Source organism: Brevundimonas sp. FG8 (assembly GCF_057808845.1).
In genome coordinates, this window is record NZ_JBMDIU010000003.1 from 354560 (window position 1) to 377498 (window position 22939).

The window sequence follows — 22939 nt, forward strand, 5'->3', positions numbered from 1 at the left end:
GGGAAGCTCGCTCAGTTCCCCGGGTAATAGGGCCAGTCACGCGTCCTGTCGGAGCCCAGCACCCGGTCTTCCTCAACCGCGTTGGAGTAGTCGACAGGCAGGTAAAAGACGTCAGGACCTCCGGTCAGGATCAACCTCAACCGCGTTCCCGCCCGGGTTAGCGCGATATCGCAACTGGCCCTTTCGCCGACCTGAACGAACTCCCCCGCCTCTCCCCTCAGAACGCGATTCACGCGCACCAGAGCAGGCCGATCCTCGCTGATGAATGGCCGGACGACCTCGCCATCAACCACGGCTACGGCCTGCTCAATCATCAGAACGGCCGCGCTGCGTTGCTCGGCTACCGTGGGCTGCCGGAGCATTACGACGGAGCAGGCCTGTGCCGCTGTCGCCATCGCGACGGATGCAGCAGCGAGGCTCATGGCGAAGATGAATGAGGTAGTGCGCATAAAGCGGATCGTCGCACCGGCTCCAGCACCCGGCAACCCGGCCTGCCCCAGCAAAAACCCCGCCCGGATCGCTCCGGGCGGAGTCTTCGTTTCAGGCTTTGACCGCCCCTAGTGAGCCGCGCTCACCGTGGCGCCGTCCACCGGCGGGGCGGCGGCGGGGAGCGGTTCGGCTTCCTCGTCCCACTCCACCGGGGTCAGGGCCCCGGTGAGGGCCCATTTCAGGGCCTCGTCAGCGGTCTTGATCGGAACGATCTCCAGCGCACCCTTCACATTGTCGGGCACGTCGGCGAGGTCCTTCTCGTTCTCTTCCGGGATGAGCACCGTCTTGATGCCCGAGCGGAGGGCCGCCAGCAGCTTCTCCTTCAGGCCGCCGATGGCGGTGACCCGGCCGCGCAGGGTGATCTCGCCGGTCATGGCGATATCCTTGCGGATCGGGATGCCGGTCAGGACCGAGACCATGGCCACGGTCATGGCGACACCGGCCGAGGGACCGTCCTTGGGCGTCGCGCCGTCCGGCACGTGCACGTGGATATCGGTCTTCTCGAACACCGGCGGCTTCACGCCGAAGCTGAGCGCCCGCGAGCGGACGTAGGACGCGGCGGCGGAGATCGACTCCTTCATCACGTCCTTCAGGTTGCCGGTCACGGTCATGCGGCCGCGGCCCGGCATCTTGATCGCCTCGATGGTCAGGATGTCGCCGCCGAACTCGGTCCAGGCCAGACCGGTGACGATGCCGACCTGATCTTCCTCGTCCGTCTCGCCGTAGCGGAACTTCTTCACGCCCGCGTATTCGGCCAGCTTGGCCTGATCCACGGTGATCGAGGTTGCGCCGGTCTTGGCCATCTCGCGAACCGCCTTGCGGGCCAGACCACCGAACGCCCGCTCCAGCGACCGCACGCCGGCTTCCCGGGTGTAGTAGCGGATCAGGTCGCGGATGATGTCGTCCGGCACCACGAATTCCGCCGGCTTCAGACCGTTGTCGGTCGTGACCTTGGGCAGGACGTGACGCTTGGCGATCTCGACCTTCTCGTCCTCGGTGTAGCCGCTGACCCGGATGATCTCCATCCGGTCCATCAGGGGCTGAGGCATGTTCAGGCTGTTCGCCGTGGTGACGAACATGATGTTGGACAGGTCATAGTCGACCTCGAGGTAGTGATCCCCGAAGGTCGAGTTCTGGGCCGGGTCCAGCACCTCCAGCAGCGCCGACGAGGGGTCGCCGCGCCAGTCGGCGCCCAGCTTGTCGATCTCGTCCAGCAGGATGAAGGCGTTGGTGGTCTTCGCCTTCTTCATCGACTGGATGATCTTGCCCGGCATGGAGCCGATGTAGGTCCGACGGTGACCGCGGATCTCGGCCTCGTCGCGCACGCCGCCCAGCGACATGCGGACGTACTCACGCCCGGTCGCCTTGGCGATGGACTTGGCCAGCGAGGTCTTGCCGACGCCGGGAGGACCGACGAGGCAGAGGATCGGGCCCTTCAGCGAGCCGGTGCGCGCCTGGACGGCCAGATACTCGATGATCCGTTCCTTGACCTTCTCCAGGCCGTAGTGATCCTCCTCGAGGGTGTCCTCGGCCTTCTGGAGGTCGATCGGCTTCTGCTTGGCCTTGCCCCACGGGATCGACAGCAGCCAGTCGAGGTAGTTCCGCACCACCGTGGACTCGGCCGACATCGGGCTCATGTTGCGCAGCTTCTTGACCTCGGCCTCCGCCTTGGTCCGCGCCTCCTTGGACAGTCGCGTCTTGCGGATCCGCTTCTCGAGCTCGAGGATTTCATCCCGCTGGTCGTCGGTCTCGCCCAGCTCGCGCTGGATCGCCTTCATCTGCTCGTTCAGATAGTACTCGCGCTGGGTCTTCTCCATCTGGCGCTTCACGCGCGAGCGGATCTTCTTCTCGACCTGCAGGACGGAGATTTCGCCCTCCATCAGGCCATAGACCTTCTCCAGACGCGACGGCACCGCGACGGTCTCCAGCAGAGACTGCTTGTCGCCGATCTTGACCGACAGATGGGCCGCGACCGAGTCCGCCAGCTTGGACGGGTCGGTGATCTGCGGGATGGAGCTGAGGGCCTCGGGTGGCACCTTCTTGTTCAGCTTCACATAGTTTTCGAACTGCTCGATCACCGCGCGCAGCAGGGCTTCGGACTGCGAGGGCTCGCCGACTTCATCGGCGATTTCGACGGCTTCGGCCTCGAAATATTCGGTTCGGTCAGTGAAGCGGGTCAGGCGCGCGCGGCCCTTCCCCTCGACCAACACCTTCACGGTGCCGTCGGGCAGCTTCAGCAGTTGCAGGACATTGGCCAGCACGCCGATGGGATAGATGGCGTCGGCGGCGGGATCGTCGTCGACGCTGTTTTTCTGGGTGGCCAGCAGGATTTGCTTCTCACCCTTCATGATCTCGTCCAGCGCACGCACCGATTTCTCGCGCCCCACGAAGAGGGGCACGACCATGTGCGGGAAGACGACGATGTCTCTCAGAGGCAGGACAGGAAGGGTCTTGGTCTCGGTCATGATGCTACTCCGGGGCCCTTGTTGATCTTGGACCCGCCGCGCCGGCGTCCGAACGCGATGTCCGACCGTATCGACTCGGCCCGCATTCAGCGGCCTTCATACGAGTATGTGGTTTTGCGGTCGCGCCATTCAAGCGTGACGGGCGCAGGCGATTGGGGACCGTTGTTTAAAGCTGAAGCTGCATCGTTCGTGCGCAGGGTGTTTGGGCCGGTCCGTCGTCGTGCGCCCGGGCCTACAGATCAGGTAAAACTCACCGCACAGCCCTGTGTCCCCGCCGCCACCGCCCGCCTGAAACGCAGCGATTCCAGCCTGAAACAGCCTGCCGCAGGCTCAGCGGGACACCATCGCCCGATCAAGAACGACCGAAAGGGCGGCGGCTTGAGCCCGCCCTCCAGCCTCGGTCATGTGGCTCTGGTCGGTGTACCAGACGCCTCCGGGGCCGCGTGTCCGGCACATCACGCCCTCACAGAGGGCCGTCGAGGGTCTGAACAGGAAGACGCCGGGCAGGTCTGCCGCGATCCGGGCCAGCCGCTCATCCGCCTCAGCCATCAGGGCGGAGTTGGCCGGTACAGCGCGGTCGCATCGCGCCGTATCCAGCCGCAGGAAAGCCCGTCGGGCATGGCAGGCGGCGGGCGCAAAGCCATAGTCCGGCGTGGTCCCGATCAGCACGACCCGGGTCCCGGATCCGACACGCGCCCTCAACAGCGCGAGGGTGGCGCGAAGCTCCCGGTCCAGCGCCGCCAGTTGCGCCCTGTCGTCACCCGGCGTGCGCTCGACGACCACCGTCCAGCCCGCGCCGATCAGGATCAGGTCAGGCCGAACCCGGCCCCATTCCTCGACCGCCGCATGATTGAAGCGGGCGCAGCCGCCATCGACCAGCCCCGAGCCTTGGCCCACCAGAGGCAGGCAGCCGCTCTTCGTCGCCTGCCGCACCGCAAGTCCTCGACCGGCGGCCCATTCCAGCACAGCCGGACTCAGGTGCGAGCCGTGAGAGTTGCCCCACAGGACCACGTCCGCCGTCTGACCGGTGGGCACGGTGCAGTTCGCCGCGGATGGGATCTGGACGCCCTCCGTATGACAAGCGGCCTGCAGGGGCGGACGGACCTGCGCCGACGCCTCTTCCGTCCGGACGGCGTTCGAAGCCCGTCCTGGCAATCCATCGGCTGCGAACAGCCCAGCAGAAGCGACCGCCAGTCCCGCCAGCAGCAGGCCACAGACGACGAGCGCGCGGGCTGGCCTCCGTTCCAGCCGTCGCCTTAACGGCCCGGTCACCGCGATCTCGGTCAGGAAGGCGACCGCCGCGGCCGCGACCAGCACCGAAGCCACCTCCCAGCCCCCCAAGGGGCGCGCCAGCACCATCCGGGGCAGGAGCAGAAGCGGCCAGAGCCACAGCCAGAACGGCAGCGCCAGACGTCCCGGCCACAACAGCGGATCAGGCGATTCATTCGGCTGGCGCGGCCTCACCTGCCATGAGACCACGGCCACAAAGGCTCCGATCAGGAACAGACCCGCGCGCGGCGCCGCCAGATAGAACAGATGCGGGTCCGCCCCCCTGCCCTCCAGCACCAGCCGGGCCGCCAGCGCCCCCGCCATACCCAGGATCAGGACCGCCCCCATCCAGCGCTCTGCCTTCAACGCTCTCAAGGTCAGGAGGACGGCGCCCCAGCCAAGTGTCAGTTGCGCCGCCACGCCCAGGATGAAGCCGTGCCACAGCAGCTCATTTCCGGTCGCCTGCGGCCAGCCCTGCTTCAGGAGTTCGCCGCCGCTGAGGCCGAAGGCGCTCCACAGCCCCGTCCACGCCTGATTGCGCAGGTCGGCGGGCGGCAGCAGAAACAGCCCCGCGAGCAGCGCCACTCCGCAAACCAGCACGAGCGGCGGTACGCTGCACAGCGCGATACGGGCCAGAACCGCCGTATGCCCCCCGATTCCGCCCCGCGCGGCCAGCAGCATCCGCGTCACCACGAACCCGGCCACGGCCAGCGCCACATCCAGCCCGTACAGACCCCAGCCGGCCTGTTCTGGCGCGACCAGCGCCGCCGAGGCGAAGGCGACGGACAGGGCGAAAATGAAAGAAGCCGCCCGCCAGGTCCGGCGAGCGGCTTCAGAGGTTCCGACGGGCGCGTTCAACGGCGCCGTTCAGCAATCAGGCGGCGCTGTCGGGTTGCGCGCTCTTCTTGCCCTTGGTCTCGGCGTAGATCAGCAGCGGCTGAGCCTTGCCTTCGATCACCTCGGCGTTGACGACGACTTCCTCGACGCCCTCGAAGGTCGGCAGCTCAAACATGGTTTCGAGCAGGATGCCTTCCAGGATCGAGCGCAGGCCGCGCGCGCCGGTCTTGCGGGTGATGGCCTTCTTGGCGACGGCCATCAGGGCGTCGTCGGTGAACGTCAGATCGACGTTCTCCATCTCGAACAGGCGCTTGTACTGCTTGACCAGGGCGTTCTTCGGCTCGGTCAGGATGGTGACCAGCGCCGGTTCGTCCAGATCTTCCAGCGTCGCCAGGACCGGCAGACGGCCGATGAACTCGGGGATCAGGCCGAAGCGCATCAGGTCGTCCGGTTCGACACCCTTCAGGATGTCGCCCGTGCGGCGTTCGTCGATTTCCTTGACCTTGGCGCCGAAGCCGATCGAGGCTCCCTCGCCACGGGCCGAAATCACCTTTTCGAGGCCGGCGAAGGCACCGCCGACGATGAACAGGATGTTGGCGGTGTCGACCTGCAGGAACTCCTGCTGCGGATGCTTGCGCCCGCCCTGCGGGGGCACGGAGGCGACGGTGCCTTCCATGATCTTCAGCAGGGCCTGCTGCACGCCTTCGCCCGACACGTCGCGGGTGATCGACGGATTGTCCGACTTGCGCGAAATCTTGTCGATTTCGTCGATGTACACGATGCCGCGCTGGGCCCGTTCGACGTTGTAGTCGGAGGCCTGGAGCAGCTTCAGGATGATGTTCTCGACGTCCTCGCCCACATAACCGGCTTCGGTCAGGGTGGTGGCGTCGGCCATGGTGAAGGGCACGTCGATGATGCGCGCCAGCGTTTGGGCCAGCAGCGTCTTGCCCGAGCCGGTCGGCCCGATCAGCATGATGTTCGACTTGGCCAGCTCGACGTCGTTGTTCTTCGTCGCGTGGTTCAGGCGCTTGTAGTGGTTGTGAACCGCCACGGAGAGCACCTTTTTCGCGTGACCCTGACCGATGACATAGTCATCCAGGACTTCGCGGATTTCCTTCGGGCTGGGGACGCCGTCCTTGGCCTTGGAGAAGGAGATTTTGTGCTCTTCACGGATGATGTCCATGCACAGCTCGACGCATTCATCACAGATGAACACGGTCGGGCCGGCGATGAGCTTGCGCACCTCGTGCTGGCTCTTGCCGCAGAACGAGCAGTAGAGCGTACTTTTGGCGTCGGTGCCGGCTGCCTTGGTCATAGACCCTTCTCACTCCCGCGGTTCGCCCCGATATGAGGCTCTACGCGCTTCCTCAGCGTTGATTCCCCAAACTTGGGCGCAAAGGTCTTCAAAAATTGACAATCACCCATCCCCGCGTCCGCCACAACCCCGCGAAAGCGTGGCCATTGCCGGTTTTGGGACGTTCACTGTTGATGGGGATCACGGCGAATGTCTGACATGGGAACCGTTAAGGACTTTCGCCAGAACCCCGAACCCGGCGCTGCAAGGGGCGTGCCGGTCGTCGCGTTCGATTTCGACGGCACGCTGACGATCCGCGACAGCTTCACCGCCCTGCTGCGCTGGCGCGCCGGGCCGGGCGGCTGGGCTCTGGGTCTTGTGAAACTGGCTCCGGCCGTGGCGAGCTATGCCCGGGATCGCGACAGAGGGCGCATCAAGGCCGCCTCGGTGAAGGAATTCCTCAAGGGCGTGAGCCGCGCGGAGCTGGAAGCCGACGCCGAGCGCTTCGCGGACGAGGCCTGGTCGAAATTCATGCGCCCGGACGCTCTGGAGGTCTGGAAGGATTGGGGAAAACGCGGCGCCCATCGCGTAATCGTGACCGCCAGCCCGGACACCACCGTGGCCCCCTTCGCCCGACGCCTCGGCGCCGAGGGCCTGATTGGCACGCATCTGAGCTTTGACGCCGACGACCGGATCACCGGCGGCTTCGACACCCCCAACTGCCGGGGCGAGGAGAAGATGCGACGTTTGCGCGCGGTCTACGGAGACGACGTCCACCTGACAGCGGCCTACGGCGACACTTCCGGTGACACCGAAATGATCGCGGCGGCGGACGAAAAGGGTTTCCGGGTCTTCACAGGGCGGCCCTGAGCGCCGTTACCGGCCCTGTTCGTCCACGTCAAAACTGACAGCCTTGCCGCGCGAGGTCGGCTCCCAGCCGGCCTCGATCACCGCAGCGACGGCGTTACGCACATAGTCGGTGTTCACGAACTGCTTTTCGGTGTCGGGACGGCCGTTCGGACGCAGCGGCGGCGGAAACTGTACGATGGCCTCGCGCTTGAAGTCGACGTGGCGCAGGGTCACGGCGATGCCTTCCCACTGGCCGCCGTGGGTCGGCCGGGGCTGGCGACGCAGCTCCCAGTGATAGGTGTCGCCGTCGACCTCGACGGTCCCGCTGGTGTCTCGCGTAAGCATGGCGGCCTGATAGCACAAAAGAAAAGAGGCGCACCGTCTCCGGTGCGCCTCCTTCATCAACTTGCGGCGTAAAGCGCCGATCAGCTGCCGGGCGTTTTCACGCCGTCGGCGTCCGCCTGTTCGCGGCGGTCGTAGACATGATCCACAATGCCCCAAGCCTTGGCTTCTTCTGCCGACATGAAGTGGTCGCGATCAAGGGTCTTTTCGACTTCCTCATAGGTACGGCCGGTGTGCTCGACGTAGATCTCGTTGAGGCGGCGCTTGGTGTAGCGGATGTCGGCCGCGTGCAGCTCGATGTCCGAAGCCTGACCGCGGAAGCCGCCCGAAGGCTGGTGGACCATGACGCGGGCGTTCGGCAGCGCGACGCGCTGACCGGCGGCGCCGGCCGTCAGGATCAGCGATCCGGCAGACGCGGCCATGCCCATGCACACCGTCGAAACCGGCGAGCGGATGTATTGCATGGTGTCGTAGATCGCGAGCGCCGACGAAACCTGTCCGCCGGGGCTGTTGATGTACATCGAGATTTCCTTCTTCGGGTTCTCCGATTCAAGGAACAGCAGCTGGGCGCAGATCAGCGACGCCATACCGTCCTCGAAGGGGCCGGTCAGGAAGATGATGCGTTCGCGCAGCAGGCGCGAGAAAATGTCAAATGAGCGCTCTCCCCGGCTGGATTGCTCGACCACCATCGGGACGAGGTTCATGTTCATCAGTTCGATCGGATCGCGCATTCAGGCCTTCTCGGATGCCCATCAAGGGAGTTTGGGGGCCGCGACTCAAAGGTCGCTATCCCTGTTGGACAGGATATCGTCTTGAGGAAGCGTTGACGCAAGGCGCCGTCGGGGAGAGCGGGACGCTTGCTCGGAGGCATCCTGACGCAGGCGACGGGCGATCTCGGGCCCGCAAGCGAGCGAAGTCGGAGCCGTGAAAACGCTGAAGTCGCTCGCTACCGCGGCTCTTCGCCAGCGTCCCGATGACGGTAGCGTTCCTCGACCTCGCGGGCGATGGCCTGAACCTGACTGCCCTGGTTGATGCGATACCAGGCCGTGCCGTACAGCCCCTGCAGATAGGCTGTGTCCCAACTGGTCATTCCGGGAACCGCCGCAGGATTGTCGAACAGATTCAGCACCGTGTCGAAGCTGGACGTGTCGGCGTCCTGATCGATCTGGGCGAGCGAGACCATCGAGATATAGTCGCCCAGTTGCTCCACCGAGGCGCCGTTCAGGCGATCCACGTCGACGATGACAAAGGTTCGCTTGATGTCCTGCCGGTACTGGGACACCAGCCGCCCGGAGTTGCGCAGCAGGGTCTTGGGGGCGAAATCCTGCGCGCTGGAGCCCGATGCGTTGGCATAGCCCAGACCGTACATCAGGCCCGGCATCCGGACCGTCGGGGCGCCGGTATCGGCGTCCGTCGGCTGGCTGACGGTCCACCAGCGCACGGGCCGATCCGTCTCAAGGAAGCGCCTGAACGCCGCCCCTCCGCGATCCATGCCCGTCGCGCCGGTCCGGAACAGGCGCGGCCGCATGGCCACAAACTGGGCGGTGAACGGCGTGGCGTCCCGTGTCGCCACAACGAGGATGCTCGGTTCGCAGCCCGGCTCACCCGCAACCAGGCCCAATTCTCGCGCCCGATCAGAGACGCGGTCAGCGATGGCCTGGCCGACCTCGGGCGCCAGATTCGCGACGCCGACACAGACGCCGTTGTGCCACCGGGCATAGCCGCGACGCCGGACAGGAGCCGCAACCTCGCCTACGAACTGTTCGGTGGCGTCTTCAAGACGGCGGGGGTTGGAGATCACGTCTTCCAGACGGATCGGCGCTTCCTGCGGGACCTGGGCGGACGGCGGAGCGACCGCGTCCTGGGGCGGCGACACGGCGAGAACGGCGCCGAAGGCAAGCGCGGTGAACATTCTGAAATCCCCAAACACCGTTACAGGGCCGAGAATGTCCCAGAACAACATCGCCTACAACCCGCAATGGCGTCCGCGATCACATGCGTCTGATCGCCGCGCTCGACCGCCGTCGGCTTTCCGGACCGGTGCGGACATCCCACCGTCTCATCCCGTTGCACGCGACCACGAAAAAGGCCCGGCGGAGAACCACCGGACCTGATGTCGTTGTCAGAAATCAGAAGGGATCAGATCTCGTCTTCTTCCTTCAGCAGGTCTTCCTTGGTGATCGGGGTGTCGGTCACGTCGGCGGTCGAGAAGATCAGGTCGCAGACCTTCTCTTCATAGATCGGGGCGCGCATCTGGGCGGCGGCGTTCGGGTTCTGGCGGTAGAAGTCCAGCACCTGACGCTCCTGACCCGGGTAGTTGCGGGCCTCGTTCATGATGGCGTTGTTCAGTTCCTGATCCGAAACGGTCACGTTGTTGGCGCGGCCGATCTCGGCGAGGACCAGACCCAGACGCACGCGGCGCTCGGCGATTTTCCGGTACTCGGTCTTCAGATCTTCGTCCGACTTCTTGGCGTCGTCTTCCGGCAGACGGCCGGCGGCCTTGTCAGCCTCGACCTGCTGCCAGATGCCGTCGAACTCGGCTTCCACCATCTTCGGCGGCAGCGGGAAGTCGTGGGCCTTGTCCAGTTGGTCCAGCAGGGCGCGCTTCAGCTTGAAGCGGGCGGCGCCGGCATACTGCTGGTTCAGGTTGGCGGACAGCAGCTCTTTCAGCTTGTCCAGCGATTCCAGACCGATGCGCTTGGCGAACTCATCGTCCACCTTGGCTTCGGCCTCGGCCTTGATGGCCTTCACGGTGATGTCGAAGGTGGCCAGCTTACCGGCCAGGTGCTTGGCCTGGTAATCCTCGGGGAAGGTGACCTCGATGGTCTTCTCTTCGCCGACCTTGGCACCCTTCAGCTGCTCTTCGAAGCCCGGGATGAAGCGGCCCGAACCGATGACCAGCTCGGCGTCGGTCGCGGCGCCGCCCTCGAAGGGCTCTCCGTCCAGCTTGCCCAGGAAGTCGATGATCAGCTGATCGCCGTCAGCGGCCTTCACGGTCTTGCCGGTCTTGTCTTCATAGGTCTTGGCCTGACCGGCCAGTTCCGTCAGGGCCTCGTCCAGATCGGCGTCGGACGCCGTGTAGGTCGGACGGTCCAGCTTCAGGGTCTTGGGGTCGACCGGGGTGAAGTCCGGCATGACTTCCAGCGACATTTCGTAGGCCAGGTCTTCCTGACCGGCGATGACCTTGTCCATATCCGAGATCAGCTTCATCTCGGCCGGAGCGGCCGGACGGACCTTGGTCTCGTCAAGGGCGGCCTGGCTGGAGGTGTTCAGCGCGTCGTTGATGATCTCGCCCATGAAATCACGGCCGAAGGTCTTCTTGACGTGGGCGGCCGGGACCTTGCCCGGACGGAAGCCCTTCAGCTTCATCTGCGGCGCGACTTCCTTCAGGCGCGCGTCCAGCTTTTCGTTCAGCTCGGCGACAGGGATGGTCACCGCGATCACGCGGCTCAGGCCTTCGGAGGACTTTTCGACGACTTGCATGGTCGGGATATCTGACGCTCTGGGGCGGCGCCAATCAGGCCGGCGCGCGCGGTGTGGGAAAAGCAATAAGGGCCGCCTGTTGCCAGGCGGCGCCTTTGAAGCCCGCCCTTATGTCGATGACCGCCCCAAAGGTCAACGTGAGCCGGGGTGGTTTCGATAATGGGTGGGCGCGGCTATCTGTGGACGCATGAGCCAGTCCCCTTCCCCGGCCCCCTCCCCGATCGGCGTCGGCGTCGTCCCCGTCACCCCGCTGCAGCAGAATTGCACCATCGTCTGGTGCCAGAAGACCCGGAAGGCCGCGATCATCGATCCCGGCGGCTCGGTCGATGGTCTTCTGGCCGCCGTAGAGCAGAACGGGCTGACTCTCGAGGCCATCTGGATCACCCACGGCCACCTCGATCATGCAGGCGGCGCCGCCGAAATGCAGGACAAGACCGGGCTCGACATCACCGGCCCGCATATCGAAGACCAGTTCTGGATCGACCAGATTCCAGAGAACGGTCTGCGCTTCGGCATGCCCGGCTGCCGCAGCTTCACGCCGACCCGATGGCTGGACGACGGTGACACCCTGACGCTGGGCGAGACCACGTGGGAAGTTTTCCACTGCCCCGGCCATACCCCAGGGCATGTGATCTTCTTCAATCGGGAGGCGCGCTTTGCCCAGGTCGGCGACGTCCTGTTCCAGGGCTCCATCGGCCGCACCGATTTCCCCCGCAGCGACCACGCCGCCCTGCTCGACGCCATCGTCACCAAGCTTTGGCCGCTGGGCGACGATGTCACCTTCATTCCGGGACACGGCTCCCACTCCACCTTCGGGGCCGAGCGTCAGACGAATCCTTTTGTCTCGGATGCTGCCATGCGCCGCGCGCCTGTCGCCCGCCCGGCCAGCGGGCCTTCCTGACCGCCTACCGCGCCGCCAGCAGCCCGATCAGAACGCCAATCCCCAGCGCATAGAGGGCGTAGCGCACCGGTTCTTCTTCGACAGTGTGACGCAGCTTGCCCGCGCGGCTGCGTCCCCAGTCGCCGACGGCCCGCGCATCTTCCCGGATGGCCTTGCGAATGGGGCGCACGCCGAAAGATCGCATCTCGTCACGTTGCAGGATCGCGTCCGCCTCGCGGTCAAGCCGCGTGGCCGGGGTATCGACCGCGTCCTCAATATCATCAGCGATGGTTTGGCCCGTGTAGGTCTCGGTCATTGGAAGGCTCCGTGGCTTGGGAGGAAACTCAACCCCTCAATCCGCCCTCTCCCGGCCGGTTCCACGCGCGGATCGAGATGAAACGCCCCCTGCCCGCCCGCGTTGATCAGAGCAGGAGACGACCATGACCTACATCGAACCCGACAGCCCGACCGGCGAACCTGAAATTCTTCCTCCCGATCCTCCGGGCCCGGACATCGATCCCGGGTCGACGCCGGAAGAGGCGCCGGAGCAGGACCCCGGCGGCGGAGAACCCGGCGACTCTCGCCCCTACAGCGCCCCGGAGAGCCCGGAAGACCTGTGATTCGTTCGCATTTCCGTGACCGAAGCGCCGGAACCGGACTCACTTCGGGGGGTTCATTTCTGCAACCGCCACCGTCGTCATGAAAGGAACCACCGATGGCTCAAGGTCAGCCTACCCGAGCCTCCGGCGTCTCCAAACGGGGTTTTGCCTCGATGGACCCGGAGCGCCAGCGTGAGATCGCCCGCAAGGGCGGCGCCAGCGTACCCAGTGAAAAGCGCAGCTTCTCGCAGGACCGCAGCCTCGCCGCACAGGCCGGGCGCAAGGGCGGCGAAGCCTCCCATGGGTCGCGTAACCAGAAGGGCGCCGAGGCGGAGTAACCGCCCACCCCGGAGTGACTTCGAGTAGAAGGCGACGCTTCCGCGTCGCCTTTTGCGTTTCAGGCTTCCAGCAGGGCCAGGGCGACCGACGGCGCAGGGCCTTCGCGGAACGCCGCGACGCGCCAGCCGGACGCCGTCGCCAGATCGCGCAACGACTGCTCGGTGAATTTGCGTGAGTTCTCGGTGTGGATGGTCTCCCCGCGCGCAAAGGCGACCCGCCGCCCGTCGATGGTCACCGTCATCGGGCGGGTCGCCTGCAGGTGCATCTCCATTCGCGCAGTCGCGTCATCCCAAACCGCCAGATGGGCGAAGGCCTCGGGATCGAAGTCCGCGCCCAGTTCGCGATTGGCGCGGACCAGCAGGTTGCGGTTGAACGCCGCAGTCACGCCCTGTGCGTCGTCATAGGCGGCGATCAGCACCGCAGGGTCCTTCACCAGATCGACACCCAGCACGAACAGGGCGTCCTCGCCCAGAAGCCGTCGCGCTCCCTTCAGGAAAGCCACCGCCTCCTCCGGCGTCAGATTGCCGATGGTTGAGCCGGGAAAGAAGCCGACCTTGCGTCCCATCCCCTGCCCCACGCTTTCAGGCAGTTGGTCCAGCGACAGGAAGTCCCCGACCACGGGGACCACCTCCAGCCCGGGATAGGCGTCGCGGATGCGCGTCGCCGCAGCCTCCAGCGCATCGGGACTGATATCAACCGGCACATAGGCCGCGAGGTCCGGCGCGGCGTCCAGCACGATCCGGGTCTTCTCGCTCGCGCCGGATCCGAACTCGACCATCGTCGCGCCCGGTCCGAACAGCGGCGCCCATTCCGGGGCGACGGCGCGCAAGAGCGCGGCCTCCTGCCGGGTCGGGTAGTATTCCGGCAGGCGGGTGACGTCCTCGAACAGGTCCGACCCCGCCGCGTCGTAGAACCACTTCGGCGACGTCCGCTTCGGCGACTGGGACAAGCCGGCGATCAACTCCTCGCGGAAGGCCGCGTGCTCATCGCCGCCGCCGGCCAACGTAACATTGGCATCCGACGCCAGCCTGAGTCCGGCGAAGGCCCAGCGCTGGTGCGGGTAGAAGAAATTGCGATAACTGACCCGCTCATGCCCGTGCGGCGTTGCGAAACATCCGCCCCGCAGCACCGCCTGATTGACCATGAACTTTCCATTGTACTCCGAAGCCGTCCCTTCGGTGGGCCGGAAGCCCGGATAGGGCGCATAGGCCGACGCGGTCCATTGCCAGACCTCCCCGAAGACATTGGTCAGGGCCTCCGGCCGCGTCCGCGCCGCGTGCTCCCATTCCGCCTCGGTGGGCAGCCGCTTTCCGGCCCAGCGGGCATAGGCGTCGGCTTCATACAGGCTGACATGCCGCACCGGAGCCGCCGAATCGACCGGCGCCCGCCCCGTCAGCGTCATGGTGCTCCAGCCCTCAGCGTCCCTGCGCCAATACAGGGGCGCATCCCAGCCCTCGGCCTTCACCGTCGCCCAGCCGTCGGCCAGCCATAGCTCGGGCCGCGCATAACCGTCGTCGGCCATGAACCGCAGCCAGTCGCCGTTGCTGACCAGATCGTTCGACAGGGCGAACGGCTCCAGCCACACCTTGTGACGCGGACCCTCGTTGTCGAAGGCGAAGCCCTCGCCGCCGTGGCCGATCTCTACCAGACCACCCGCGAACGCCGTCTCCCCGCCCCGCGCAGGTTCAATCTCTGTCGCACGCGGCTCGGTCTCATAGGCTGCCGGATCAAGAGGCGAGCGCGACATCAAGTTCAGTATATCCATCAGGAACAGCTCCTGATGTTGCTGGTCGTGGTTCAGACCGAGGGTGAACAGATACCGGCTGTGGGCGTCCATCTCGCCCTGCCCCAGCCAGCGGATCATTCGCCGGTCGATCTCGCGACGATAGGCCAGCACCTCATCCAGCGACGGCCGGGTCATTATCCCCCGCTCCGGACGCGCCACCCGTTCGCCCAAGGCCTCATAATAGCTGTTGAACAGAACCTGCCAACGCGGGTCCACAGATCGGTAATCCGGCTCGCGCGACAGGATCAGCGCCTCGAAGAACCAACTGGTGTGCGCCAGATGCCATTTACCGGGGCTGCAGTCCGGCATGGACTGGGCCGAAAGGTCCTCCGCCGACAGGCCCTTCGCCAGTTCCGGCATCGCCCCCCGCACCCGGCGGAACAGGGCGATATCGTCCTCAACGGTCGAACCGACAGGCGAATGAACATTCATGCGGACAGGCTCCCCGCCGTTGCACCCGAACATGGGACGGCAAAGGTCTAACTGCCACCCCCTTGTCCTGTTCCTGTCAGCAGTCTGGCGCCAGAGCGGACTTAAAGGCCGCGCATGGCCTCCAGCACTGCGTCGACGGTCTCTTCCTTCGTCGCCCATGAACAGACGAAGCGAACCGAGCCGTCATCGAAGCGGTAGCAGGCCCAGCCCAGCGCATTCAGCCGCTCATGCGCCTCGGGCGGCATCCGCACGAAGACCGCGTTGGCCTCGACCGGGTGAGCCAGCACGAACGGCGTGCTCATCTCGATCCCGGCGGCCAGCCGTTGCGCCATCAGATTGGCGTGGGCCGCGCCGCTCTCCCAATCTCCGCTTTCCAGAAGTCCCAGCAACGGCGCGGCCAGGAACCGACCCTTGGACGCCACCTGTCCCGCCTGTTTCAGGCGATTGTCGATACGCCGCGCCAGCGACTTGTCGAACATCACGATGGCCTCGGTGCAGTTCGCACCGGCCTTGGCGCCGCCGAACACCAGAATGTCCACGCCCAGCCGCGCGATCTGGGTCAGATCGAACCCCGCCGCCGCCGCGTTGGCCAGACGCGCGCCGTCCATGTGCACGCCGTACCCCTTGGCTTTCACCGGCTCGATCAGGTGGCGCAGCTCTTCTTCGGTATAGACCGTGCCGTACTCGGTGGACTGGGTCACGCTCAGCGCCGCCGGAGGCTGACGGTGGCCGACTTCCGGCTCTTCCAGCGCGGCCTGCAGCGAGAGCAGGTCGATCTTGCCCGAAAAGCCCGGCAGGCCGATCAGGCCGACGCCCTGACCGAAGAACCCGGGCGCCCCGGTCTCGTCGGTGCAGATGTGCGCCGCATGGTGGGCCAGCACCGCCTCATGCGGCCAGGCCAGCATCGACAGGGCGATGGAGTTCGCCGCAGTACCGGAAAAGACGAAGCGAACCTCGGCATCGGCATCCAGCCGCTGGCGAATCTGGTCGGCCGCCCGGGCGGTGACGTCGTCCGAACCATAGGCGCGGGCATAGCCGTCATTGGCCGCGATCAACCCTTGCAGCGCCGAGGGCGCCATGCCGGCGGTGTTGTCGGACCCGAAATCGTAACGCACGGCCTATCCCTCGCTGGCGGTATCGGTCGGGCCGGTGGACGGCGACGCCTCGCCGCCCGGTCCCTTGCGAGCCTTCGGCGCCCGGGGCGCTTCCGGCTGGTCGTCCTCGCCATAAGGCACGGCGACCTGATGCGGGAACGGAATTTCGATATCGGCGGCGTCCAGCGCCTCCTTGGCGGCCTGCAGCACATCGGCCTTGGTCTGCCAGTAGTCCTCGGATCTGGTCCACGCCTGCAGCGTCATCTCGACCGAACTGTCGAGCAGGGCCGTCACACCACACCAGGGCGCCGGATCAGAAAGCACCAGATCATGCGCCTCGGCGGCGCTGATGAGCGCCTCGCGCGCGGTGTTCAGATTGTCGCCGTAGCCGACGCCGATCTTCAGCTCCATGCGGCGTGTCCGCTGGCCGGACAGGTTCAGGATGGTGTCGCCAAAGACCTTGGAGTTCGGCACCACGATCTTGACGTTGTTGGCGTCCGCCATCTGGGTCAGGAACAGATCCAGCCGCTGCACGGTCCCGGCCCGGCCGCCGATGTCCACGACATCGCCAACCCGATAAGGCCGCAGGACCAGCAGCATCACCCCCGCCGCCACGTTCGACAGGGTCCCCTGCAGCGCAAGACCGACCGCCAGCGAGGCCGCGCCCAGCACGGCGATGATCGAGGTGGTCTGCACGCCCAGCCGCTGCAGAACGGCGATGAAGCCGACGATGAAGATCACGACCCGCACGACCTGCACGGCGAAACTCAGAACCGTCGGGTCGTGACGGAACCCCCGAACCCGCGACAGGGCTCGACGCGTCACGCCGGCCGCCCACTTCGACACGAAGACGGTGACGATCAGGATGATCACGGCGATGGACAGGTTGATCGCGAAGTCGCCGGCCATATCGGTCAGCTTGGCGATCATGGCGGCGTCGACGGCGGCGGCCTTCTGGCCTGCGGCGACGGCCTCGTTCAGGGGAGCAACGAGATTGGACATGGGGCGGGTCTAACGCACGAGGCTTGGATTGGAACCCCGAAGACTGGATTCTGTCAGGCTTTCGGACACGGAAACGCCCCGGAGGGCGTTCCCTCCGGGGCGTCGGTCCCACTCTCATACCGGACCTTAGTTGAACAGACCCGCGATCACCGCGGTGATCAGGCCGGTCGCGACGGCGGTCAGGACCACATCATTGCCGCTACGGACATACTGGTAGCCCGAGGGCGGCCGGCGCAGGCCGTAGGCGCTGTAGTTCCGCACGACATAGCTGCTGGACCGGTAGCTGGCGGGCATCCGCTGACCATAGGCCCAGGCGCGGGTCTGGAAGCCGCGGGGCGGCGTATAGCGTCCCGCGTTATAGCGGTGCTCTGAACGCTGCCAGCGGGCGTAGGCGCGCTGGTCCTGACGCTGTTCGCGGCGGTCGGCCCGGTCGTCGCGACGATCATCGCGGCGGTCCTGACGTTGCTCGTACCGGTCATTGCCACGCGTCTGCGCCTCGGCGGCGGACGCCATGCCGACCGAACCCAGAGCCAGGGTCGCGGCGATCGCGGCGGTCAGAATCTTCTTCATGGATCAGTCTCCTGTGTTGAGAGCCGGGAACCTCCCGACTTGCCCACACAATGGACCGCGCCCCTTGAGCCCGACCTGAATGAGGTGGATCACCCGACGTTCAGCGCAGCGCCGGGTTCCTGACCTCAGTGTTTCAGGGCTGTTACGCGGCGGTTACGTGAACCGCTCAGGCCGCTTGCGCTTCCTGAATGGCCGACAGGGCCTGAACCCCTGCCCGGCCGGCGCCGACGCGGTTCATGACCATGGCCAACGCCGCGAAGTCGATAGGCTTGTTCAGGTAGGCGTCCGCGCCCGCGTCCAGCCCGGCCTGATGATCTTCCGTGCGCGCCGAAGCCGACAGCACCACCACCGGCGTCTCGCAGTTCGGACCGCCCCCGGCGCGGATGGCGCGGGTGGCGGTCAGGCCGTCCATCACCGGCATGTTCACATCCATGATGATCAGGTCGAAGCGCTGCTCGCCCGCCGCCTCGATGGCGACCTGACCATTCTCGGCGGTCGCCGAGGTATGGCCCGCCGACGACATCCAGGCTTCCAGGATCATCCGGTTCACCGGGTGGTCCTCGACCACCAGCACGTTCAGCAGCTGGCCGCCCTCAACCTCGGCGATGATGGCCTCGGCCGCCTGCTCATGCTCCCAGCGCACCACCTCGGCCTCGACGCTGAAGGTGAAGACCGAGCCTTCACCGACCATCGAATCGACGGTGATGTCGCCGCCCATGATGTTGGCCATCCGGCGCGAAATGGTCAGCCCCAGCCCCGTGCCGCCGAACCGGCGCGTCGAGGAGGCGTCAACCTGGGTGAAGGGTTGGAACAGGCGCTCCAGATCTTCCGGCGCGATGCCCGCGCCCGAATCCCGCACGATGAAGTCGAAACGCACCCGCTTGTCGTCCAGACGCTCGCCACGGACGGTGTAGGTGATCTGCCCCCCATCGGTGAACTTGACGGCGTTGGACAGCAGGTTGTGGATCACCTGGCAGACGCGCAGCGGATCACCGCGCACGGTCGCCGGGATTTCGCCGTCACGCACGGCGACGAAGTCCAGTCCCTTGGCCTCGGCCTGGGCCTGGAACGGGCCGATGACGCGCTTGTCCAGATCGTCGACGTCCACATCGACGACCTCGAAGGTCATCTTGCCCGCCTCGATCTTGGTCATGTCGAGGATGTCGTTCAAAAGGCTCAGCAGGTTGTCGCCCGAGTTGCGGATGATCGACAGATACTCCCGCTGGGTCTGCTCCAACCGGGTCGCGCTCAGCAGTTGGGCCGCGCCCAGCACGCCGTTCATCGGCGTGCGCAGCTCGTGCGAGATGACACCCAGGAAGTTCGACTTGGCGTCGTTGGCGGCGTTCGCCTTGTCGCGGGCCGACTCCAGTTCCTCGATCAGATGGGCCTGATGCTCCTGGAAGGCGCGGATACGCTCCTCGCGCAGCATGGTCATGGTGACCAGAACGAACAGACCGGCGGCGGTGAACGGCACCACCGCCAGGAATTGCCAGAACTCCGGCTTGCCCCACAGGCTGGCGGCGATGATCAGCGCGGCCACGCCATAGGGCGACGAAATCACAATGGCCTGACGCGGCGAGCTGCGAAGCTGCGCGAAGACCAGCACATAGCCGGCGACCAGAAGAGTCATTCCCAGCGACGGACCAAAGGTGGCGCCGGAGAACCAGGCCAGCAGGGGCGCGACGGCCCAGGCGGCGGTGGTGGCGGTGGCGACGGCGGGGAAGACCATGCCCCAGCCCGCGCCCACGCGCTGGCTGATGCGCTTCTCCACGGCGCCACGGATGGCGCCGGCGGCCAGGGTGCCCACGAACCACAGCGTCGCGGCGGTCCAGCCCACGGTGGCCAGCAGGCCGATCGCCCAGCTGGCGATGATCAGATAGCGCAGATACTGCGTTTGCAGGATGGCGCGCAGGGCCTGTGCGGCCTCGCCGGCGTCGGGTTCCCCCGCGGGTTTGCCGATGCCGTCTGATTCAACCATGCCCTGCCCCGCCACGCGATTGCACAACCCGGCGCGGACGCTACGTGGAACCCCCTAAGACGAAGTGAACGCTGACGCTTATATGACAACCTTTGTTCGCTGACCTCAGGCTGCGGTGGCCTCAGCCGGCGTCAGCGCCTTGATCGACAGGGCGTGCACAGGTCCGGCCAGTTCCTCACGCAGCAGTCCATTCACGGCCCGCTGACGCTGCACGCGACCCTGTCCTTCGAAGGCGGACGAGACGATCACAAGATTGAAGTGCGACTCGCCGCCCGGCCTGGCGTCCATGCCGCCCTCGTGATGGTGCCCGGCGTGCCGCCAGCTGTCGTCCTCGAGCTCCAGACGCTCCGGCGCCAGCCCCGCCGTCAATTTCCGGCGGATAATCGTCGCGATAGGGCCTTCAACCATCGTCAAGTCCTTGTTGCCGTCCAATTCGACCCTAAACTTGGGCCGATGTCGTCAGAGTTCGAATACAAGCCGCGCTTCAAGGATATGCGCATCAAGCCGCCCAAGCCCGAGGAAGAGGCTGCGGAGGCGGATGTCCTGCACCTGAAGCCCGGTCAGAAGCCCTGTAACTGGCCCGACTGCCGCCAGGCCGCAACGGCCAGAGCGCCGAAATCGCGCGAGCGGCTGAACGATTTCTACGACTTCTGCCAACGCCACGCGGGCGAGTACAACAAGGGCTGGAATTTCTACGCCGGGATGAGCGAGGGCCAGGTCCGCGCCGCCCAGGAAAACGAGGCCATGACCGGCGGTCGCCCGACGTGGGAAATGCAGGCCGGCAAGTTCACCCGCGAGGCCGCAGCCTTCGCCGCCAAGATGGGTACGGCCAACAACTCCGGCGCCGGCTCATGGCGCGACAGCTTCGGCCTGTTCGGCCGCCGCACCACTGAACACGCCTCGCCCGCCGGACAGGAAGACCTGCGCATCGGCAAGCTGGAGCGCGCCGCCCTGTCCGATCTCGATCTCGACGTTCGCACGGACAAGACGGCGGTCAAGGCGCGCTATCATGAGCTTCTCAAGCGCTTCCATCCGGACCTGAATCAGGGCGACCGCGGCGCCGAAGCCAAGCTCCAGCGCGTCATCAAGGCCTACAAGACGCTGAAGAAAGCCGGGCTGGCGGCCTAAACCGCCGCTGCGATCCGGGCGCCGAAGGCCTGCACCTGCGCCTTGAAGTCTTTCAGGTCCGCAACCGTCATGCCCGCCTTGGCCAGCAGGGCTTCGGCGAGACAAGGGGTCTGCGCGATGATCGCGTCGCCCGCATCGGTCAACGACACCTCGACCTGACGCTCATCCTTCAAACCCCGCTTGCGCCGGACCAGGCCCGCTGCCTCCAGCCTCTTGACCAGCGGGGTGATCGTGCTGGGCTCCAGCGCCAGTCGCGCCGCCAGCCCGCCGACCGTCAGCGTCCCCTCGTCGTTCAGCGCCGTCAGGACGAGGAACTGCGGATAGGTGATGCCCATTTCATCCAGCAGCGGTTTGTACAGCCGCCCCACCGCCATGGAGGCGGAGTACAGGGCAAAGCAGAGCTGGTCGTCGAGAGACAGCGGCGGGATGGCGGAAGCGGTCATGGGAATTTGTTTATCACAATAATTACCCTCGCACCAACTTTCTGCTGGACAGCCGGACCGGCCCCGCCTACCTATTCATTATCGCGATAAACAAATCGCCGACGCGACGGCAGCCAAGGAGACCCGCCATGCAAATCCTCTACACCGCCCACGCTACCTCCACCGGCGGCGGCCGCGACGAAGGCCGCTCGACCACCGATGACGGCAAGATCGACGTCCTGCTGTCCCTGCCCGCCGAAATGGGCGGCAAGGGCGGCGCGGGCACCAACCCGGAACAGTTGTTCGCCGCCGGGTATGCCGCTTGCTACATGGGCGCCCTGCGTCTGGTCTCGGGCAAGGCGGGCACCCCGGTCGGTCCCGACACCAAGATCGCCACCAGCGTCGGCATCGGCCCGAACACGCGCGGCGAAGGCTTCAACCTGGACATCGCCATCACCGTCTCGGACACCGGTCTGGAGCAGTCGGTCATCGACGATCTGATCCAGAAGGCCCACCAGGTCTGCCCCTACTCCAACGCCACCCGCGGGAATGTCGACGTGGCCCTGAAGGCGGTCTGATCGACCCCTTTTCGAAGCCCCGCCGTCACAACGGCGGCGGGGGTCTCGACCACCCCGTGAGGGTGCGGTAATCGCACTGCATGACCTCCCTCCTCGACTCGACGCCCGATCCCCTGCTGACGCTGGAGCCGCACCGCAACGCCACGGTGCGTGAGTTGTTCGGCATCGACAGCGACATGACCGTGCCGGTCTTCGCAGAACGCGACAGCCATGTGCCCGAGATCGACGACGCCTACCGCTTCGACCCGCAGACGACGCTGGCCATCTGCGCCGGCTTCAGCTTCGACCGCCGGGTCATGGTTCAGGGCTATCACGGCACCGGCAAGTCGACCCACATCGAGCAGGTCGCCGCCCGCCTGAACTGGCCGCTGGTCCGCCTGAACCTCGACAGCCACGTCAGCCGGATCGACCTTGTCGGCAAGGACGCCATCGTCCTGAAGGACGGCAAGCAGATCACCGAGTTCCGCGAGGGCATGCTGCCCTGGGCCCTGCAGCGCCCGATCGCGCTGGTCTTCGACGAGTATGACGCGGGCCGCCCCGACGTGATGTTCGTCATCCAGCGCGTGCTGGAGGCGCAGGGCCGCCTGACCTTGCTGGACCAGAACCGCGTCATCCGTCCGAACAAGTGGTTCCGCCTGTTCTCGACCACCAACACCATCGGTCTGGGCGACACCTCGGGCCTGTACCACGGCACCCAGCAGATCAATCAGGGCCAGATGGACCGCTGGAACATCGTGACCACGCTCAACTATCTCGACCATGACGTCGAGACGGGCATCGTGGTCGCCAAGGCGCCGGAGTACGACACCGCCGATGGTCGCCGCACCGTGGCCGCCATGGTCCGCGTCGCCGACATGACCCGCAATGCCTTCATGAACGGCGACATCTCGACCGTCATGAGCCCCCGCACCGTCATCACCTGGGCCCAGAACGCCCAGATCTTCGGCGGCGACATCGGTCTGGCCTTCCGCCTGACCTTCCTGAACAAGTGCGACGAACTGGAACGCCCGACCATCGCGGAGTTCTACCAACGCGCCTTCGGCGAGGACCTGCCGGAAGCGGCGACGCGGGTGAAGGTGGGGTGATCCCTGACCTGAAGGCTG

The 22939-nt window shown here is 66.0% G+C and carries 23 protein-coding genes; 7 read left to right on the forward strand and 16 right to left on the reverse strand.

Annotated features, from left to right (window positions below; all coding sequences use genetic code 11):
• Positions 1-11: 11 nt before the first annotated feature.
• The 4 genes from ACODRV_RS07985 to clpX all read right to left on the reverse strand — a co-directional run bounded on the left by ACODRV_RS07985 (position 12) and on the right by clpX (position 6375).
• Positions 12-503, reverse strand: coding sequence for a hypothetical protein (locus ACODRV_RS07985; RefSeq protein WP_488907965.1), 492 nt, complete (start codon positions 501-503; stop codon positions 12-14).
• Between the two features lie 54 nt (positions 504-557).
• Positions 558-2954 carry an endopeptidase La gene (lon, locus tag ACODRV_RS07990; protein ID WP_488907966.1) on the reverse strand — a complete coding sequence of 799 codons (2397 nt, stop codon included), beginning with the start codon at positions 2952-2954 and terminating at the stop codon, positions 558-560.
• Between the two features lie 330 nt (positions 2955-3284).
• Positions 3285-5081 carry an SGNH hydrolase domain-containing protein gene (locus ACODRV_RS07995; RefSeq protein ID WP_488907967.1) on the reverse strand — a complete coding sequence of 599 codons (1797 nt, stop codon included), beginning with the start codon at positions 5079-5081 and terminating at the stop codon, positions 3285-3287.
• 16 nt (positions 5082-5097) lie between these two features.
• Positions 5098-6375 (reverse strand): ATP-dependent Clp protease ATP-binding subunit ClpX, encoded by a 1278-nt coding sequence (gene clpX, locus ACODRV_RS08000; RefSeq protein ID WP_141626406.1) that lies wholly within the window; start codon positions 6373-6375, stop codon positions 5098-5100.
• A 189-nt stretch (positions 6376-6564) separates the two neighbouring features.
• Between clpX and ACODRV_RS08005 the strand changes: the two genes are divergently transcribed.
• Entirely contained in the window at positions 6565-7224 is a 660-nt protein-coding gene (locus ACODRV_RS08005) for an HAD-IB family hydrolase (RefSeq protein WP_488907968.1), read from the forward strand.
• A gap of 6 nt (positions 7225-7230) precedes the next feature.
• On the opposite strand, the gene ACODRV_RS08010 is transcribed toward ACODRV_RS08005, so the two are convergent.
• From ACODRV_RS08010 to tig, 4 genes are all read right to left on the reverse strand, one after another.
• Entirely contained in the window at positions 7231-7548 is a 318-nt protein-coding gene (locus tag ACODRV_RS08010; protein ID WP_488907969.1) for a hypothetical protein, read from the reverse strand.
• A gap of 80 nt (positions 7549-7628) precedes the next feature.
• Entirely contained in the window at positions 7629-8276 is a 648-nt protein-coding gene (locus ACODRV_RS08015; RefSeq protein ID WP_488907970.1) for an ATP-dependent Clp protease proteolytic subunit, read from the reverse strand.
• A 215-nt stretch (positions 8277-8491) separates the two neighbouring features.
• A complete protein-coding gene (locus ACODRV_RS08020) occupies positions 8492-9457 on the reverse strand; it encodes a hypothetical protein (protein ID WP_488907971.1) in 966 nt (321 codons plus the stop codon).
• A 227-nt stretch (positions 9458-9684) separates the two neighbouring features.
• A complete protein-coding gene (tig, locus tag ACODRV_RS08025) occupies positions 9685-11028 on the reverse strand; it encodes a trigger factor (RefSeq protein ID WP_488907972.1) in 1344 nt (447 codons plus the stop codon).
• 187 nt (positions 11029-11215) lie between these two features.
• On the opposite strand from tig, the gene ACODRV_RS08030 reads away from it, so the two are divergent.
• Positions 11216-11929 (forward strand): MBL fold metallo-hydrolase, encoded by a 714-nt coding sequence (locus ACODRV_RS08030; RefSeq protein WP_488907973.1) that lies wholly within the window; start codon positions 11216-11218, stop codon positions 11927-11929.
• A gap of 4 nt (positions 11930-11933) precedes the next feature.
• On the opposite strand, the gene ACODRV_RS08035 is transcribed toward ACODRV_RS08030, so the two are convergent.
• Positions 11934-12224: a hypothetical protein gene (locus ACODRV_RS08035; protein WP_141626399.1), complete on the reverse strand. Its 291-nt coding sequence runs from the start codon at positions 12222-12224 to the stop codon at positions 11934-11936.
• A gap of 124 nt (positions 12225-12348) precedes the next feature.
• Between ACODRV_RS08035 and ACODRV_RS08040 the strand changes: the two genes are divergently transcribed.
• Positions 12349-12528 carry a hypothetical protein gene (locus ACODRV_RS08040; protein ID WP_488907974.1) on the forward strand — a complete coding sequence of 60 codons (180 nt, stop codon included), beginning with the start codon at positions 12349-12351 and terminating at the stop codon, positions 12526-12528.
• A gap of 95 nt (positions 12529-12623) precedes the next feature.
• Positions 12624-12845 carry a con-10 family general stress protein gene (locus ACODRV_RS08045; RefSeq protein WP_141626397.1) on the forward strand — a complete coding sequence of 74 codons (222 nt, stop codon included), beginning with the start codon at positions 12624-12626 and terminating at the stop codon, positions 12843-12845.
• Positions 12846-12904: 59 nt separating this feature from the next.
• Here ACODRV_RS08045 and egtB read toward each other — a convergent pair whose 3' ends face one another.
• The 6 genes from egtB to ACODRV_RS08075 all read right to left on the reverse strand — a co-directional run bounded on the left by egtB (position 12905) and on the right by ACODRV_RS08075 (position 20116).
• Positions 12905-15064: an ergothioneine biosynthesis protein EgtB gene (gene egtB / locus ACODRV_RS08050; RefSeq protein WP_488907975.1), complete on the reverse strand. Its 2160-nt coding sequence runs from the start codon at positions 15062-15064 to the stop codon at positions 12905-12907.
• A 101-nt stretch (positions 15065-15165) separates the two neighbouring features.
• Positions 15166-16179, reverse strand: a complete 1014-nt coding sequence (locus ACODRV_RS08055; RefSeq protein WP_488907976.1) for a threonine aldolase family protein — start codon at positions 16177-16179, stop codon at positions 15166-15168.
• Positions 16180-16182: 3 nt separating this feature from the next.
• A complete protein-coding gene (locus tag ACODRV_RS08060; RefSeq protein ID WP_488907977.1) occupies positions 16183-17160 on the reverse strand; it encodes a mechanosensitive ion channel family protein in 978 nt (325 codons plus the stop codon).
• 126 nt (positions 17161-17286) lie between these two features.
• Positions 17287-17730 (reverse strand): RcnB family protein, encoded by a 444-nt coding sequence (locus ACODRV_RS08065; RefSeq protein ID WP_488907978.1) that lies wholly within the window; start codon positions 17728-17730, stop codon positions 17287-17289.
• Positions 17731-17896: 166 nt separating this feature from the next.
• Positions 17897-19708 carry an ATP-binding protein gene (locus ACODRV_RS08070; protein ID WP_488907979.1) on the reverse strand — a complete coding sequence of 604 codons (1812 nt, stop codon included), beginning with the start codon at positions 19706-19708 and terminating at the stop codon, positions 17897-17899.
• A 105-nt stretch (positions 19709-19813) separates the two neighbouring features.
• Complete coding sequence (locus tag ACODRV_RS08075; RefSeq protein ID WP_488907980.1) at positions 19814-20116, reverse strand: BolA family protein; 303 nt, start codon at positions 20114-20116, stop codon at positions 19814-19816.
• Between the two features lie 45 nt (positions 20117-20161).
• Between ACODRV_RS08075 and ACODRV_RS08080 the strand changes: the two genes are divergently transcribed.
• The gene (locus ACODRV_RS08080; RefSeq protein ID WP_488907981.1) at positions 20162-20836 is read left to right on the forward strand and encodes a J domain-containing protein; all 675 of its coding nucleotides are present in this window, start codon (positions 20162-20164) and stop codon (positions 20834-20836) included.
• On the opposite strand, the gene ACODRV_RS08085 is transcribed toward ACODRV_RS08080, so the two are convergent.
• Positions 20833-21279: a MarR family winged helix-turn-helix transcriptional regulator gene (locus ACODRV_RS08085; protein WP_488907982.1), complete on the reverse strand. Its 447-nt coding sequence runs from the start codon at positions 21277-21279 to the stop codon at positions 20833-20835. The two genes, ACODRV_RS08080 and ACODRV_RS08085, sit on opposite strands and share 4 nt — an antisense overlap.
• A 128-nt stretch (positions 21280-21407) precedes the next feature.
• On the opposite strand from ACODRV_RS08085, the gene ACODRV_RS08090 reads away from it, so the two are divergent.
• Together ACODRV_RS08090 and cobS are read left to right on the forward strand one after the other, a co-directional pair.
• Complete coding sequence (locus tag ACODRV_RS08090; protein ID WP_488907983.1) at positions 21408-21836, forward strand: organic hydroperoxide resistance protein; 429 nt, start codon at positions 21408-21410, stop codon at positions 21834-21836.
• Between the two features lie 80 nt (positions 21837-21916).
• A complete protein-coding gene (gene cobS, locus ACODRV_RS08095) occupies positions 21917-22921 on the forward strand; it encodes a cobaltochelatase subunit CobS (RefSeq protein WP_488907984.1) in 1005 nt (334 codons plus the stop codon).
• The last annotated feature ends 18 nt before the right edge of the window (positions 22922-22939 follow it).

Bases quoted from the DNA above. Each gene is read 5' to 3' on its own strand.
- tig (WP_488907972.1), bottom strand. From the start codon at position 11,028: ATGCAAGTCGTCGAAAAGTCCTCCGAAGGCCTGAGCCGCGTGATCGCG.
- ACODRV_RS08020 (WP_488907971.1), bottom strand. From the start codon at position 9,457: ATGTTCACCGCGCTTGCCTTCGGCGCCGTTCTCGCCGTGTCGCCGCCC.
- clpX (WP_141626406.1), bottom strand. From the start codon at position 6,375: ATGACCAAGGCAGCCGGCACCGACGCCAAAAGTACGCTCTACTGCTCG.
- ACODRV_RS08005 (WP_488907968.1), top strand. From the start codon at position 6,565: ATGTCTGACATGGGAACCGTTAAGGACTTTCGCCAGAACCCCGAACCC.
- ACODRV_RS08010 (WP_488907969.1), bottom strand. From the start codon at position 7,548: ATGCTTACGCGAGACACCAGCGGGACCGTCGAGGTCGACGGCGACACC.
- ACODRV_RS08070 (WP_488907979.1), bottom strand. From the start codon at position 19,708: ATGGTTGAATCAGACGGCATCGGCAAACCCGCGGGGGAACCCGACGCC.
- ACODRV_RS08030 (WP_488907973.1), top strand. From the start codon at position 11,216: ATGAGCCAGTCCCCTTCCCCGGCCCCCTCCCCGATCGGCGTCGGCGTC.
- ACODRV_RS08015 (WP_488907970.1), bottom strand. From the start codon at position 8,276: ATGCGCGATCCGATCGAACTGATGAACATGAACCTCGTCCCGATGGTG.
- ACODRV_RS08040 (WP_488907974.1), top strand. From the start codon at position 12,349: ATGACCTACATCGAACCCGACAGCCCGACCGGCGAACCTGAAATTCTT.
- ACODRV_RS08035 (WP_141626399.1), bottom strand. From the start codon at position 12,224: ATGACCGAGACCTACACGGGCCAAACCATCGCTGATGATATTGAGGAC.
- ACODRV_RS08045 (WP_141626397.1), top strand. From the start codon at position 12,624: ATGGCTCAAGGTCAGCCTACCCGAGCCTCCGGCGTCTCCAAACGGGGT.
- ACODRV_RS08085 (WP_488907982.1), bottom strand. From the start codon at position 21,279: ATGACCGCTTCCGCCATCCCGCCGCTGTCTCTCGACGACCAGCTCTGC.
- ACODRV_RS08080 (WP_488907981.1), top strand. From the start codon at position 20,162: ATGTCGTCAGAGTTCGAATACAAGCCGCGCTTCAAGGATATGCGCATC.
- ACODRV_RS08065 (WP_488907978.1), bottom strand. From the start codon at position 17,730: ATGAAGAAGATTCTGACCGCCGCGATCGCCGCGACCCTGGCTCTGGGT.
- ACODRV_RS08060 (WP_488907977.1), bottom strand. From the start codon at position 17,160: ATGTCCAATCTCGTTGCTCCCCTGAACGAGGCCGTCGCCGCAGGCCAG.
- ACODRV_RS08090 (WP_488907983.1), top strand. From the start codon at position 21,408: ATGCAAATCCTCTACACCGCCCACGCTACCTCCACCGGCGGCGGCCGC.
- cobS (WP_488907984.1), top strand. From the start codon at position 21,917: ATGACCTCCCTCCTCGACTCGACGCCCGATCCCCTGCTGACGCTGGAG.
- lon (WP_488907966.1), bottom strand. From the start codon at position 2,954: ATGACCGAGACCAAGACCCTTCCTGTCCTGCCTCTGAGAGACATCGTC.
- egtB (WP_488907975.1), bottom strand. From the start codon at position 15,064: ATGAATGTTCATTCGCCTGTCGGTTCGACCGTTGAGGACGATATCGCC.
- ACODRV_RS08075 (WP_488907980.1), bottom strand. From the start codon at position 20,116: ATGGTTGAAGGCCCTATCGCGACGATTATCCGCCGGAAATTGACGGCG.